This window comes from Vibrio sp. V33_P6A3T137 (assembly GCF_009904835.1).
GTDB lineage: Bacteria > Pseudomonadota > Gammaproteobacteria > Enterobacterales > Vibrionaceae > Vibrio > Vibrio metschnikovii.
In genome coordinates this window covers 38,272-52,820 of record NZ_WXWK01000146.1, presented here as the reverse complement: position 1 = coordinate 52,820, position 14,549 = coordinate 38,272, and the positions used below count along the sequence as shown (strand labels likewise).

The 14,549-nt window shown below is 45.8% G+C and carries 11 protein-coding genes; 9 read left to right on the top strand and 2 right to left on the bottom strand.

Features of this window, described 5'->3' with window-relative positions:
- Positions 1 to 90: 90 nt before the first annotated feature.
- Both pulA and CAG60_RS14185 read left to right on the top strand, forming a co-directional pair.
- Positions 91 to 3,651, top strand: coding sequence for a pullulanase-type alpha-1,6-glucosidase (gene pulA / locus CAG60_RS14190; protein ID WP_161439217.1), 3,561 nt, complete (start codon positions 91 to 93; stop codon positions 3,649 to 3,651).
- A gap of 186 nt (positions 3,652 to 3,837) precedes the next feature.
- The gene (locus CAG60_RS14185) at positions 3,838 to 4,467 is read left to right on the top strand and encodes a response regulator transcription factor (protein ID WP_161426079.1); all 630 of its coding nucleotides are present in this window, start codon (positions 3,838 to 3,840) and stop codon (positions 4,465 to 4,467) included.
- Between the two features lie 62 nt (positions 4,468 to 4,529).
- On the opposite strand, the gene CAG60_RS14180 is transcribed toward CAG60_RS14185, so the two are convergent.
- Entirely contained in the window at positions 4,530 to 6,269 is a 1,740-nt protein-coding gene (locus tag CAG60_RS14180) for a potassium/proton antiporter (protein ID WP_161439216.1), read from the bottom strand.
- 348 nt (positions 6,270 to 6,617) lie between these two features.
- Here CAG60_RS14180 and CAG60_RS14175 point away from each other — a divergent pair, with 348 nt between their 5' ends.
- The 3 genes from CAG60_RS14175 (at position 6,618) to CAG60_RS14165 (ending at position 9,298) form a co-directional block, all read left to right on the top strand.
- A complete protein-coding gene (locus tag CAG60_RS14175; RefSeq protein ID WP_161426077.1) occupies positions 6,618 to 6,878 on the top strand; it encodes a DUF4212 domain-containing protein in 261 nt (86 codons plus the stop codon).
- Positions 6,879 to 6,883: 5 nt separating this feature from the next.
- The gene (locus CAG60_RS14170) at positions 6,884 to 8,665 is read left to right on the top strand and encodes a sodium:solute symporter family protein (RefSeq protein WP_004394410.1); all 1,782 of its coding nucleotides are present in this window, start codon (positions 6,884 to 6,886) and stop codon (positions 8,663 to 8,665) included.
- 111 nt (positions 8,666 to 8,776) lie between these two features.
- On the top strand, positions 8,777 to 9,298 hold the full coding sequence (locus CAG60_RS14165; protein ID WP_161439215.1) for a hypothetical protein: 522 nt from the start codon (positions 8,777 to 8,779) through the stop codon (positions 9,296 to 9,298).
- Between the two features lie 127 nt (positions 9,299 to 9,425).
- Here the strand turns inward: CAG60_RS14165 and CAG60_RS14160 are convergent, their stop codons facing one another.
- Positions 9,426 to 10,097, bottom strand: a complete 672-nt coding sequence (locus CAG60_RS14160) for a 7-cyano-7-deazaguanine/7-aminomethyl-7-deazaguanine transporter (protein ID WP_004394408.1) — start codon at positions 10,095 to 10,097, stop codon at positions 9,426 to 9,428.
- Positions 10,098 to 10,492: 395 nt separating this feature from the next.
- On the opposite strand from CAG60_RS14160, the gene gmk reads away from it, so the two are divergent.
- From gmk to trmH, 4 genes are all read left to right on the top strand, one after another.
- Positions 10,493 to 11,116 (top strand): guanylate kinase, encoded by a 624-nt coding sequence (gene gmk / locus CAG60_RS14155; protein WP_040903908.1) that lies wholly within the window; start codon positions 10,493 to 10,495, stop codon positions 11,114 to 11,116.
- A gap of 156 nt (positions 11,117 to 11,272) precedes the next feature.
- Positions 11,273 to 11,545, top strand: a complete 273-nt coding sequence (rpoZ, locus tag CAG60_RS14150; RefSeq protein ID WP_004394406.1) for a DNA-directed RNA polymerase subunit omega — start codon at positions 11,273 to 11,275, stop codon at positions 11,543 to 11,545.
- A 38-nt stretch (positions 11,546 to 11,583) separates the two neighbouring features.
- Positions 11,584 to 13,704, top strand: a complete 2,121-nt coding sequence (gene spoT, locus CAG60_RS14145) for a bifunctional GTP diphosphokinase/guanosine-3',5'-bis pyrophosphate 3'-pyrophosphohydrolase (RefSeq protein WP_115152787.1) — start codon at positions 11,584 to 11,586, stop codon at positions 13,702 to 13,704.
- 99 nt (positions 13,705 to 13,803) lie between these two features.
- Positions 13,804 to 14,490, top strand: coding sequence for a tRNA (guanosine(18)-2'-O)-methyltransferase TrmH (trmH, locus tag CAG60_RS14140; protein ID WP_158137466.1), 687 nt, complete (start codon positions 13,804 to 13,806; stop codon positions 14,488 to 14,490).
- The last annotated feature ends 59 nt before the right edge of the window (positions 14,491 to 14,549 follow it).

Here is a 14,549-nt window from a genome sequence, read left to right as displayed (position 1 = left end):
AGCATATCCAGTGAACTCATAACCTCACTAATTCTATGAAATTTTTAATTAATTTTTTATAGATTAGATAGAAAACTAGGGACTTAGAACGTGAACAAACCTAACTTTTCGACATTAAGTAAAGCTATACTGCCCATTTTGGCAGGCGGCTTACTGGTCGGTTGTAACTCGTCATCGGATGACAATATCGCCGCAGAAGCACAAACGGTCACCGTTTTTTATAAAGCTGACCCCACATTACGCAGTCAAACTAGCGATAACGATCTTTATCAGGGGCTCACTCTCCACGTATGGAACGATAACCATTGTCGAGCCTATGCAGGAAGCAATACCGAGTGGAACAATAGTCTCGTTCCTAATGGGATTGATGCCACCTTCGGAGCTTACTGGCACCTACCCTACAGGCAAGATGCTTCGCAATGCATCAATATGATCCCTCACTTTGGTAACGATAAACCACTGGGTGAACTTGATACGAAAATTGACTTAACCCAACTAGGGGAAAATGCCAGCGTCTATACTCAACAAGGAGTAGCTGCCGTTTACCCTGAGTTAATTGCTAGAAGTCACTTAAAACAAGATACATTACGTATTTACCTTAATAGCCAAGATGGTGACGAAAGCGATTTTACACTACATGTTTGGAACGCCGGCGAATGCAGCAGTTACGATGCCGGAGACACAAGCTGGCCGGGACTCCGCCCTTCTGGATTCAGTCCAACCTATGGCGCTTATTGGGACTTACCCATAAACAACAATGGTGATTGTATAAACCTTATCGCCAATACTAACGGCAATGGCGATTATCAAACCGATAACTTAAAGTTTGAGTTTGCTCAACAAGGGGTCATTGGAGCGATTGGGATGCTATTTAAAGGCACCAATAAAGTCTTTTATCAACCATTAGCACGCTTGCCACAAGGCCAAGTGGATGTCATCGGTGCCAGTGCTATATTTGCTGACGCTAAGACTTTGTTAGTCGGCAATAAAGAGGCAACCTCAGTAACACTCTATCACTCAGCGCAAGGTGAGCTTAGTTTTGATTCCGCCAATAAATCGGTAACTGGTTTTGATAGCAAGTTCACCTCTAAGCTTAGAGCCGCCCATGATTGGACATCAGATAAACCACATCTCAAAGATGACTTTGTTGGTTTTAGTTTTGACTATAGCGAAGAGCAATTGAAACAATTAGTCAAAGGTCAGCTCTGGTTAGTCGCCAGTGATAATCAAGGAGTAATTCAAGTCACAGAAGTGCAACCCGCCAGTGCCTTAGATGCTCTCTATGCCGATGAAGCTGTCAAGTTGCCATACGGCGCGCTAACAAATGGTAATACAACCACTTTCCGTCTCTGGGCGCCAACGGCTCAATCCGTCAAGCTGATCCCTTATGGTGCTGATAAAAAAGCCCAAGCTCCTATAGCAATGAAATTTGATGCTAAATCAGGCAGTTGGTCAGTAGAAGAGACTGAGCTAAAACATGGCGATTTTTATCGCTATCAAGTAACGGTTTATCATCCAGCCACGGATAAAATGGAAAGCTATGAAGTCACGGACCCGTATTCACTTAGCTTGGCGATGAACTCACAATATAGCCAAGTGGTGGATCTCTATCATCCTGACCTTAAACCTGCCGGTTGGGATGACTTAAAAGCGCCTCATCCGCAAGCTAACCCTGCTCAGTTTGTACTTTATGAAGCCCATGTGCGCGATTTCTCGGCTTTAGATGACAGCACACCGAAAGTCCACCGTGGTAAATATACGGCTTTTGCTCAGCCAGACACCGTACCGGTTAAGCATTTAAAGGCGTTAGTAGACTCAGGCGTTACTCACCTACACCTATTACCTGTGTTTGATATTGCTACCATTAATGAAGACCCAACTAAAGTGGCCGATATTGATCAGCCATTTAGCAAACTGTGTCAATTACAGCCCGCGGTGAAAAACGATCCCGATTTTGGTACTTACTGTGCGACTGAGATAACCATTTCGGCAGTATTCCATCAGCTAAAAGCCAATGACAATAAACAAAACCCTGTGGTGCAACGCCTCAATGGCTTTGTGCGCGATGTCGATAGCTTTAACTGGGGGTATGATCCTTTCCACTTTACCGTTCCCGAAGGCTCTTACTCAACCAACCCTGATGGCACAACGCGCATTAAAGAGTTCCGTCAGATGGTGATGGCGGTGAAACGAGACATTGGTATGAACATGGTTATGGATGTTGCCTATAACCACACCAATGAAGCTGGCGTCTCAGATAAATCGGTACTCGATAAAATTGTCCCTTGGTATTACCAACGCTTGAACGAGTTTTCTGGTCAAGTAGAAACCTCGACCTGCTGCTCGAATACCGCGCCAGAAAATCGGATGTTTGCGAAATTAATTGATGATTCGATTTATACCTGGACCAAAGCATACAAAATTGATGCTTTCCGTTGGGATTTAATGGGCCATCATCCACTTACGCAAATTGTCCATACGTTAGAAGTGGCACGAGAGGTCAACCCTGAGGTTTACTTCTATGGTGAAGGTTGGAACTTTGGTGAAGTGGCCAATGATCGCCAATTCAAACAAGCGACACAGCTTAACTTAGCCGGTACGGGGATCGGTTCATTCTCGGATCGGCTACGGGATGCCGTGCGTGGCGGCGGTCCCTTTGATAGTCAAGATTTCCTACGTAGTAACCAAGGCTTTGGTAATGGCATCTATGTTCTGCCCAATGATCTAGCGGCAAGCGATAACCGTGCCACCGCACTACATTTGGCGGATACTGTACGGGTCGGTATGGCCGGTAACTTAAAAGATTTTAAATTTACCGATAGCAAAGACCAGTTAATTAAGGGATCTGAACTCGATTACAACGGCCAGCCCACAGGCTATGCGCAAGATGCTTGGGAAATCCAGAACTACGTTTCCAAACATGATAATCAAACTTTATGGGATAATAACCAGTTCAAAATCGCCTATGGTGTTACAAGCGATGAGCGCGTGCGCATGCAAGCGGTGAGCTTATCCACGGCGATATTAGGTCAAGGGGTGCCGTTTATTCATATGGGCAGCGAGATCTTACGCTCTAAATCGATGCAGCGTGACTCTTACGACTCTGGTGATTGGTATAACCGCGTCGATTTTACTATGGAAAGTCACAACTGGAATATCGGTTTACCTCGTGAAGATAAAGATGGCGAAAACTGGAAGATAATTGAAGACGTGATAACCGGAGCAGGCACTAACGCTCAGCCAGATAAAGCTGATATGGAAACCATGCAAGGTTATTTCCATGAGCTGGTTCAATTACGTGCTTCATCCAGCCTGTTCACTCTGGGTAAAGGGGAAACCATTATCGATAGAGTTCAATTCCACAACACGGGTAGTGAGCAGATTGCAGGTGTGATTGTCATGAGCATGGATAATAGTGGTGAGCGTTTTGATGATGCGATTGATGACAAGCGCCAAGGTTTGGTAGTGGTAATTAACGCCTCACCAGAACCTTTAGCAAACTTTGCCAACTTTGACGCTACTGGCTATCAGCAGCACAGCATTCAGCAAGATGCTGGCGCGAAATCGATTGGTGCGGGAGCCAATGTCAATAACGGTAAGTTATCGGTTCCGGCTTGGTCTGTGGCGGTGTTTGAGAAACCGGCCAGCTAATAGGCTAAAAAAGTAGCTCGTAAACGAAGCCTATTATTCAGCGTCAAGTGCTTACCCATTTGACGCTTTTTTCATTGAGCACAATAAAAAGGCGATACAGTTCAGACTTTTAGTTCATCGCCATTGTGACTATCAACAAACAAGACAATAATTTCTGTAACTAAATGTTCAAAAGTAATTAACGTCATGGATTCGACCTACACCATTATTATCGCTGATGATCACCCATTGTTTCGTAATGCGCTGTTTCAATCCGTGCATATGGCGATCAGCGGGGCTCATTTACTTGAAGCAGATTCATTAGACGCTTTATTGAGCTTATTAAGCCAGCAAGCGGATGTTGACCTACTGCTGCTCGACCTGAAAATGCCCGGAGCCAATGGCATGTCGGGCTTGATTCAATTGCGCGCGCTTTACCCTGAGTTGCCCATCGTGGTTATTTCTGCCAGTGAAGAATCAGCGATAGTCTCTCAAGTCAAACATCATGGTGCGTTTGGTTTTATTCCTAAATCGAGCGATATGCGCAGCTTGATCAGCGCCCTTAATCAGGTACTCAATGGCGAACCTTATTTCCCCGCAGGATTGGTCGACATCCCCAATCAAGGTAATGACTTAGCCGAGAAAATCGCCACGCTCACGCCCCAACAATATAAAGTGTTGGGGATGCTCTCTGACGGCTTACTGAATAAACAAATCGCCTATGAATTAAATGTCTCAGAAGCGACCATTAAAGCACATATGACGGCAATTTTTCGCAAACTCAACGTCACCAACCGAACTCAAGCGGTGATTTTGCTCAAACAAATCGAATGGTAGTGGACTGGCAGTGTGCGTCATCACCCGCGCTCACTGCCAGTCCATTGAGTTAACTATAGGACTTATTCTGCCGACTCTTCCTCTTCGGCAGGTAAGCGTAAACCGACTTTGGTCACTTGCCAATCGATCACATCCGCTACCACCCACTGCAAGCCGTACCATTCAAAATAGTCCCCTAATACAGGGCTGTTACCTAACTGCTCAGCAACCAACTCTTTCAGCGTCATATTTGCCGATTGATCACCTAAATCTAAACCGTACAACAATGCGACATCGACCAACTTGGTATTAATGTCCAAGAAAAAATCACCAAAAAAGCGAGCCAACGAGGCTTTTTCTGGCGCTTCACTGAACAATTGGCTTAAAGCTGGAAGATCGTTCTCTTGACCTAAGACACAAAGAATATCCGCCTCTTGTAGCTGAGTGCTACCTGACGGATAAAGCAATTGTTGATCGCGAAACACTGCCACAATTCGAGTTCCTTCCGGCATAAACAAGTTGCGTAGCGGTTCACCGATACACCATTTATCTTCTTTGAGTCGATAGACAAACAGCTCCCACTGACTGGCAGGAAAAGCTTCGACACCAGTACGATAAATCGGCTCGGGTTTTGGGGGCAGTTCCACTTTAGCCAAACTCATCGCTTGAGTTAGTGAGCCTCCCTGCACGATTAGGGAGACCATAACCACGAAAAATGCGAGATTAAAATACAACTGCGCGTCTGGTAATCCGGCCATCATCGGAAACACGGCCAAAATAATCGGCACCGCGCCACGCAACCCCACCCAAGAGACAAACCACTTTTCACGAGCGGTAAAGCTTTTAAAGGGCAGTAAGCTTATCCACACCGACAACGGACGCGCAAAGACGATCATCCCAAACGCTAAAGCTAATCCTGGTAAAGCAATATCCAGTAAATTAGAAGGAGTGACTAATAACCCTAGCACCAAGAACATGCCAATTTGAGCCAACCACGTCATACCATCCAACACGTTTAAAATTGACTGGCGACCACGAGTTGGACGGTTACCGAGCAGTAAACCGACTAAGTAAATCGACAAAATACCGCTACCACCTAAAGCATTGGACAAAGCGAAAATGATTAAACCACCACTGACGGTTAAGATTGAGTAGAGCCCTTCAGGTAGCTGAGTATGGTTAATCAACTTCCACAATAGCCAACCTCCGATCAAGCCCATCAACGCACCAACACCAAATTGCTGAACAAAACTCAGCGCTAAAAATCCAGCACTTAAATCTAGGCCTTGATTACCCAATACAGCAATCAGAGTCACAGTAAGAAATATCGCCATTGGATCGTTGGTGCCCGATTCAATCTCCAGTGTCGCCCCTACCCGTTCATTTAGGCTGCGACCTTTAAGTAACGAGAAAACGGCCGCCGCATCCGTAGAACCAACAATGGCACCGACTAAGATCCCTTGTAATAAACTCAGGTCAAAGAGCCACATGGCCATCAAGCCTGTCAGCATGGTGGTAATCGCCACCCCAAAAGTAGCGAGGGAGATCGATGGCCATAAAGCGACACGGAAACTCGCCACCCGAGTGCGCATCCCACCATCCAGCAAAATGATTGCTAACGCCAAATTACCAATCAAATAAGCCAAGGGGTAATTATCAAAAACAATGCCCCCTAAACCATCTTCTCCCGCCAGCATACCGACGGCGAGAAACACCAATAAAATTGGAATGCCTAATTTGGATGATACGGGACTGAGCAAAACGCTTAATGCGATCAGTAATGCTCCAATCAGAAAAAAACTATTAATGGTAACTGCGTCCACGTATCCTCCTATCATCGATTAATGATATCGCCCTAACACATTGTCTTTGGTCTATATTGTGCACTACTTTATGACACAGTAACGAAAAGTTTATGTAAACAAATGACGATTTAGACAAAATAGATCCAGCAAAGACGCCTCACTGAGCGAATAGCGCTTATTATACCTTTGGCTAATCTCTTCGCTCTACTCACTAAAAAAACCGCTAAAAACAAAAATAAACCATTATAAATCAAGCAAATAAAACAGCACCCATCACGACTAAAGTTGCACAGATCGCCAGCATAAAGCCTGCTAACCTTCAAGAGTAACAATAATTTAACATTACAGGGAAGAAGGGACACAACTATGGCTGATCATGACAACAACGCCGCTGCTTACTGGAGCGCTAACCTGCGCTACATAACAATTAGCCTGATCGTTTGGGCCTTAGTATCTTATGGATTTGCAATCTTGCTGCGCCCGATGCTCGCTGACATTCATATTGGCGGGACGGATCTGGGCTTCTGGTTTGCACAACAAGGTTCCATTATTACCTTTATCGCGATCATTTTTATCTATGCATGGAAAATGAACAAGTTAGATAAAAAATTTGGTGTAGAGGAGTAATTTTCATGAGTCAATTTGCAATCAACTTACTGTTTGTTGGTGCCTCTTTTGCACTCTACATCGGTATCGCCATTTGGGCCCGTGCTGGGTCAACGAAAGAGTTTTACGTCGCCGGTGGTGGCGTTAATCCGATTACTAACGGTATGGCAACCGCCGCCGACTGGATGTCTGCTGCTTCATTTATCTCGATGGCGGGCTTGCTGGCTGCCGGTGGTTATGCCAACTCTTCTTTCTTAATGGGTTGGACGGGAGGGTATGTCCTTTTAGCCATGCTGTTAGCACCCTACCTACGTAAATTCGGTAAATTTACCGTGCCTGATTTTATCGGTGATCGCTTTTACAGCAAAGGCGCTCGTATCACGGCAGTTGTTTGTTTAATTATCATGTCCGTGACCTATGTTATCGGTCAAATGACCGGCGCAGGTGTCGCTTTCTCCCGCTTCCTAGAAGTCAGCTCTTCTACGGGGATCTGGATCGCTGCTGCTGTGGTATTTATTTACGCCGTATTCGGCGGTATGAAAGGCATTACTTACACCCAAGTTGCTCAATATGTAGTGTTAATTATTGCCTATACCATTCCTGCGGTTTTTATTTCATTACAGCTAACCAATAATCCGATTCCTATGTTCGGTATGTTTAGTACTCACACTGAATCAGGCCTACCACTGCTGGTGAAATTAAACGAAATTGTCAGTGAACTTGGCTTCCAAGATTACACCGCTGACGTCAGTAATAAACTGAATATGGTACTGTTTACCTTATCATTAATGATAGGTACGGCAGGCTTACCACACGTTATTATCCGTTTCTTCACGGTACCGAAAGTGGCGGATGCACGTTGGTCGGCTGGCTGGACCTTAGTGTTTATCGCCTTACTGTATTTAACTGCTCCAGCGGTTGCCTCTATGGCACGTTTAAACCTATTAACCACCCTTTATCCTGATGGTCCTAGTGCGCCTGCGCTTAATTACGCAGAACGTCCTGACTGGATTCAAACTTGGGAGCAAACTGGCTTAATTCGCTGGGATGATAAAAACAATGATGGCCGAATCCAAATGTACAACGACACTCCTGCTTTTGCTGAAAAAGCGGCAGAGCGCGGCTGGGCTGGCAATGAGTTAACGGTAAATAATGATATCTTAGTATTAGCCAACCCTGAGATTGCCAATTTACCAAGTTGGGTTATCGGCTTAATCGCCGCCGGTGGTATTGCCGCTGCATTATCAACCGCCGCAGGCTTGTTACTAGCCATCTCATCAGCCATTAGTCATGACTTAATCAAAAATATTATTAATCCACGCATCAGTGAAAAAGGAGAAATGTTAGCCGCTCGGATCTCCATGGCCGGCGCTATCTTGTTAGCGACCTATTTGGGGCTCAATCCGCCTGGGTTTGCTGCGCAGGTGGTGGCCCTTGCTTTTGGCATTGCAGCGGCAACCTTATTCCCAGCATTGATGATGGGGATATTCTCTAAGCGTATTAACAGCGCTGGTGCGATTGCCGGTATGCTAACAGGTTTAATTGTGACTCTACTCTATATCTTCACTTATTTAGGTTGGTTCTTTATCCCGGGCACGAATATGCTGCCCAATACACCTGATAACTGGCTATTTGGCTCATTCGGTTATGGTATTTCACCGCTATCATTCGGTGCTGTGGGTGCCATGATTAACTTTGCTGTTGCCTTTGCGGTATCCGCGGTTACTGCGCCACCACCAAAAGAAATCCAGGACTTGGTAGAAAGTGTTCGTTATCCAAAAGGCGCTGGTGTTGCGATTGACCATTAATCAATCGCAACCAAGGTGACAAGATTAACATCAACTCACCACTGTACACTCGGGCTTTCAACTGAAAGCCCGAATTTTTAGCAAGACACTATGTTTGAGTAGGATGACCGTATGTTTTGGGAATTAATTGCCACCTTTTCCGCTGGTTTAGGCGCCGCAGGCATCGCCTTGTTATTGAGAGCGATCACCCTGAAAAAACTACCTAATTGGATTATTCCGGTATTTGCCGGAGCTGGCATGTTGGGTTTTCAGATTTACTCAGAATACACCTGGTTTAGCCATCAACGCAGTCTATTACCTGCTGGCGTTGAAGTGATACGCACAGCGCAAGAAAGTTCAGGCTGGCGACCTTGGAGTCATCTTTACCCACAAACACTGCGCTTTGTTGCTGCTGATGTTAATAATGCCAGCGTTAATCAACGCTACTCTGCATTAATTCTGGTTGACTTATATTTTTTTGAACGACGAATGCATGCCAGACGCGTACCTCAAGTCGTGGATTGTGAGGCCGGTGCCCGCGCAGATTTTAGCGAAGATTTACAGATCCCTGCGACAGAAGAAAACTTAACAGCCGGTTGGTACAAGCTAGCAGCCGATGATCGATTATTGCTTTTATTGTGTCAGCGAAACTAACCCAACGTTAAAAATAAGCTTAGTGATTATCAGCGTTTTGCTGTCTCGAGTAAGGCATGACTGGCTAACATTAAACGGTCCGTCGCTTTAAGTGCAATTCAGCCCAGCATTATGCTGGGCTGATTATTCATATCTTGATCGGCTTACCTGACGTTTCGGGTTTAACCAAGGTCAATTTATTAATTAAATAATTCAGTAGCACCCCATACATCGGAACAAATAGACCTAAGCTGATCAAGAGCTTCAAACCATAATCGACCAAAGCAATCTCAGTCCAATGCTCAGCCATGAACGGATCTGGACTTTGGTAAAAAGCAATTGCAAAAAAAGCCACCGTATCCAGTGCATTGCCGAATAGGGTTGACGCGGTTGGCGCTACCCACCATTGTTTCATCTGTCTTAGGCGATTAAAGACATGCACATCTAAGATCTGCCCCAGCAAATAAGCCATAAAACTCGCTACCGCAATACGCGCAACAAACAAGTTAAATTCACTGAGTGGAGTGAAACCTTGGAACTGGCCTTCAAAGAAAATCACCGATAACAAATAGGAAACCGCAAGCGCAGGAAGCATCACCCAAAAGATGATTCTACGCGCTAAACCAGCACCAAAAATACGTACCGTTAAATCGGTGGCAAGGAAGATAAAAGGAAACGTAAACGCGCCCCACGTGGTGTGAAAACCAAACAGTGTGAACGGTAGTTGAACAAGGTAATTACTTGACGCAATAATCACCAAATGAAATAACACTAAATACACCAGCGCTTTGCGCAACTGAGCAGGAGTAAACGGACTCATATTGGACCTTTTTAGTTTGGTTTGGGGGCGAGGGAACCCAAAGGGAAGCCGCAGCTTCAGTTAATAATGTTACTTAATCGAACAACAATTGCTGAATTAAGGGCGGCGATTATACGCAAACAGGATAAGCTCGCAAGGGTTACTTATTAAGCAATCGTTATCTTCAATAAGAAATTTTTCTGTACACAGATTAGCCTATCGAGATAGCCACAGCTTTTACTTGAGCCGATCCGCTGGATCATGCTACTCTTCGCGTCCATTTTTCTGACCGAAATTGCCACTTTCTAAACGGCATTACACTGGGTCAGTGCTAGTCTTAAGATAAAACTAGCGTTAATTTACAATGATAAAATAGCGTTTCTCTCATCTTCCAACTCAAACGTGGAACCGAATAAATGGGCAAAGGTACTCTGTATATTGTCTCTGCACCTAGTGGCGCAGGAAAATCTAGCCTAATTGCAGGACTATTGGAACGAAACCCAACCTATGCGATGAAGGTTTCCGTCTCACATACCACTCGTGGAATGCGGCCTGGAGAGCAAGATGGCGTGCATTATCACTTTGTGCAAAAAGAACAATTTGAAGCACTGATTGAGCAAGGTGAATTCCTCGAATACGCCGAAGTGTTCGGGAATTACTACGGAACCTCGCGAGTCTGGATCGAAGATACGCTAGAGAAAGGCATTGATGTTTTCCTAGATATTGATTGGCAAGGCGCGCAACAAATTCGCCAGCAAATGCCTCACGCAAAAAGCGTATTTATTCTACCGCCATCCAAAGAAGAGCTGGAGCGCCGGTTGAATACACGTGGACAAGACAGCGTAGCCGTGATTGCTAAACGTATGAGCGAAGCTCGCTCTGAGATCTCTCACTATTGTGAATACGACTATGTGATCGTCAATGACGACTTCGATGTCGCTTTGATGGACTTTAAAGCCATCTTACGCGCAGAAAGATTAAAGCAAGATAAACAAGCCGCTAAATATCAATCGATGATCGCGGCTTTATTGGCGGAATAACCCCGCCTTATCCACCAACGAAAGTCGCCATCACTAACACGGCTGACTTGCGTTGGATGACGATGTAATTTGGGCATCGCCTGTCGCTAGTATCTGTTAGCGTTAGGCTGTATACTTTACAATCAACCCTATTTTAGTTAACTATTTGGAGTTCTCATGGCACGCGTAACTGTTCAAGACGCTGTTGAAAAAGTTGGCAACCGTTTCGACTTAGTTCTGATTGCGGCTCGCCGCGCTCGTCAAATTCAAACGGGCGGTAAAGACGCTCTAGTGCCGGAAGAGAACGATAAGACCACGGTTATCGCTCTACGCGAAATCGAAGAAGGTCTGATCACGAAAGATGTACTTGATAATCGTGAGCGTCAAGAGCAACAAGAGCAAGAAGCAGCAGAATTAGCCGCGGTAAGCAGCATCGTTCATAACCGCTAATTCTGTATCAGCAAGGATTCAACTGACGGGCCTGAAATTTGTATCTATTCGATAGCCTCAAAAGTGTTGTCCAAGAATATCTCACAGAGCCTCAAATAGAGGCTCTGCGCCAATCTTACCTAGTGGCAAGAGATGCTCATGAAGGGCAAACCCGCTCAAGCGGGGAACCGTATATTATCCACCCTGTTGCAGTGGCTCGAATCCTAGCAGAAATGCGTTTGGATTTAGAAACACTGCAAGCGGCCTTGCTGCACGATGTTATCGAAGATACCTCTGCCACTAAAGCACAACTAGAAGCCCAATTTGGGAGCGCTGTCGCCGAACTGGTCGATGGTGTGTCTAAACTGGATAAACTCAAGTTTCGCGATCGTAAAGAAGCCCAAGCGGAAAATTTTCGCAAAATGGTGCTAGCGATGGTGCAAGACATTCGAGTCATCTTGATCAAACTCTCTGACCGTACGCACAACATGCGTACGCTCGGTGCGTTGCGTCCCGATAAAAAACGGCGAATTGCCCGTGAAACATTAGAGATCTATGCCCCTCTCGCTCACCGCTTAGGTATCCATAATATTAAAACCGAGCTCGAAGAGCTCGGTTTTGAAGCCTTATATCCGAATCGCTTTCGGGTCCTCAAAGAAGTGGTCAAAGCGGCTCGTGGTAATCGCAAAGAGATGATTCAACGCATCCATAGTGAAATTGAAGATCGCTTACGAGAAGTCAATCTCTCAGCGCGAGTGGTTGGCCGAGAGAAAAATCTTTATTCCATCTATAACAAGATGAAGACTAAAGAACAGCGCTTTCACACCATTATGGATATCTACGCCTTTCGAGTGATTGTCGATTCGGCCGATACCTGTTATCGCGTATTGGGCCAAGTCCATAGCCTTTACAAGCCTCGTCCGGGGCGAGTGAAAGATTACATCGCGGTCCCTAAAGCCAATGGCTATCAATCGTTACATACCTCAATGGTCGGTCCACATGGCGTCCCTGTCGAAGTGCAAATTCGCACCGAAGATATGGATCAAATGGCCGACAAAGGGGTTGCCGCTCATTGGTCTTATAAAGCTAATGGCGAACGAGGAGGCACCACGGCGCAAGTCAAAGCCCAGCGTTGGATGCAAAGTTTACTTGAGCTACAACAAAGCGCGGGTAACTCGTTTGAATTTATTGAAAACGTAAAATCGGATCTCTTCCCCGATGAAATCTACGTCTTTACTCCCAAAGGGCGCATCGTGGAACTGCCGATGGGCGCTACCGCGGTCGATTTTGCTTACGCGGTCCATACTGATGTGGGTAATACTTGCGTGGGTTCACGAGTCGATCGCAACCCTTATCCGCTGAGCAAACCACTTAAAAATGGTCAAACCGTTGAGATTATCAGTGCGCCCGGCGCAAGACCAAACGCCGCTTGGCTCAACTATGTGGTGACCTCTCGGGCGCGAACTAAAATTCGCCAAGTGCTGAAAACCATGCGCCGCGAAGAGTCCATCACCTTAGGTCGCCGACTGCTCAACCACGCCCTCGGTGAGCGCTCACTGGCCGACATCAGCCCAGAAAATTTTGCCCATGTATTAAGTGAACTTAAAATCGCTAACGAGCAAGATTTACTCGCCGCGATTGGTTTGGGTGAACTAATGAGTATCGTCATCGCACGTCGCTTACTGGGCAATGCCGATGAGCTCAACGAAACAGAAAACCCTGACGGTTCGGCGAAGAAAAAATTGCCTATCCGCGGCGCAGAAGGCATTTTATTAACCTTCGCTAATTGCTGCCATCCAATCCCTGATGATTCGATTATTGCTCATGTTTCTCCGGGACGCGGCTTGGTTGTACACCGTGAAACCTGTCCAAATGTACGCGGCTACCAACGAGAGCCCGATAAATACATGGCGGTGGAATGGACCAAAGATTACGACCAAGACTTTATCGCTGAACTGACGGTGGATATGCACAATCGTCAAGGTGCGCTGGCCGATTTAACCAATGTTATTTCCAATACCGGTTCAAACATTCACGGCCTCTCTACCGAAGAGCGCGATGGCCGTTTGTATACCGTGACGGTACTGTTAAGCACCAAAGACCGAGTCCACTTAGCGGGGATCATGCGAAAAATCCGCGTGATGCCAAACGCCTTAAAAGTGCGGCGTAGAAAGTACTAGCCCTTTAACGCACAGAAAGCCCTGAATCAGGGCTTTTTTATTAGCAATAGACTGACTAAGAAAAGGTGTGCAGCACAACGCGAGCACATAAATAGATTTATGAATTTAGAACGTTATCAACGCATTCAAGATGTGCTTAAAGCCCGTCAAACCGATTTAACCGTCTGTTTGGAAGAAGTCCACAAACCGAATAATGTCTCTGCAGTGATCCGCACCGCCGATGCGGTTGGGTTACACCAAATTCATGCTGTATGGCCAAACGAACAAATGCGTACCTTAAGCCACACATCGGCAGGGGCGCGCAATTGGGTTGAAGTCCAGACTCACAACAGCACGCTAGAGGCCGTCAGTCACTTAAAAGAGACCGGCATGCAAATATTGGTGACCAATTTATCCGAGGACGCTATCGATTTTCGAGCGATTGATTACACCCAACCCACCGCCATCATTTTCGGCAGTGAAAAGTCAGGCATCTCGCCACAGGCCTTGCAATTAGCCGATCATGATATTGTTATTCCCATGGTGGGCATGGTCCAATCCTTGAATGTTTCGGTGGCTAGTGCGCTGATCTTATATGAAGCGCAGCGCCAGCGTCAGCAAGCTGGGATGTATGACCGCGAACAAAGCGCCCTATCCCAAGCAACAATTCAGCGTATTTTGTTTGAACGCGGTCATCCGGTTTTGGCTAAAGTCGCCAAACGTAAAGGACTGGCATACCCATTATTGGACGATCAAGGACAGATTGTCGCTGATGAAAAATGGTGGGACGCGATGCAGCGCGCATAATTTAACTGTACAAATACACAGCTCAATGATTGAATAACACGTACCATTTCTGATTAACT

Coding starts and splice junctions, on each gene's coding strand:
- CAG60_RS14185 (WP_161426079.1), top strand. CDS start 3,838: ATGGATTCGACCTACACCATTATTATCGCTGATGATCACCCATTGTTT.
- CAG60_RS14170 (WP_004394410.1), top strand. CDS start 6,884: ATGAGTCAATTTGCAATCAACTTACTGTTTGTTGGTGCCTCTTTTGCA.
- rpoZ (WP_004394406.1), top strand. CDS start 11,273: ATGGCACGCGTAACTGTTCAAGACGCTGTTGAAAAAGTTGGCAACCGT.
- gmk (WP_040903908.1), top strand. CDS start 10,493: ATGGGCAAAGGTACTCTGTATATTGTCTCTGCACCTAGTGGCGCAGGA.
- CAG60_RS14165 (WP_161439215.1), top strand. CDS start 8,777: ATGTTTTGGGAATTAATTGCCACCTTTTCCGCTGGTTTAGGCGCCGCA.
- CAG60_RS14175 (WP_161426077.1), top strand. CDS start 6,618: ATGGCTGATCATGACAACAACGCCGCTGCTTACTGGAGCGCTAACCTG.
- CAG60_RS14160 (WP_004394408.1), bottom strand. CDS start 10,097: ATGAGTCCGTTTACTCCTGCTCAGTTGCGCAAAGCGCTGGTGTATTTA.
- trmH (WP_158137466.1), top strand. CDS start 13,804: ATGAATTTAGAACGTTATCAACGCATTCAAGATGTGCTTAAAGCCCGT.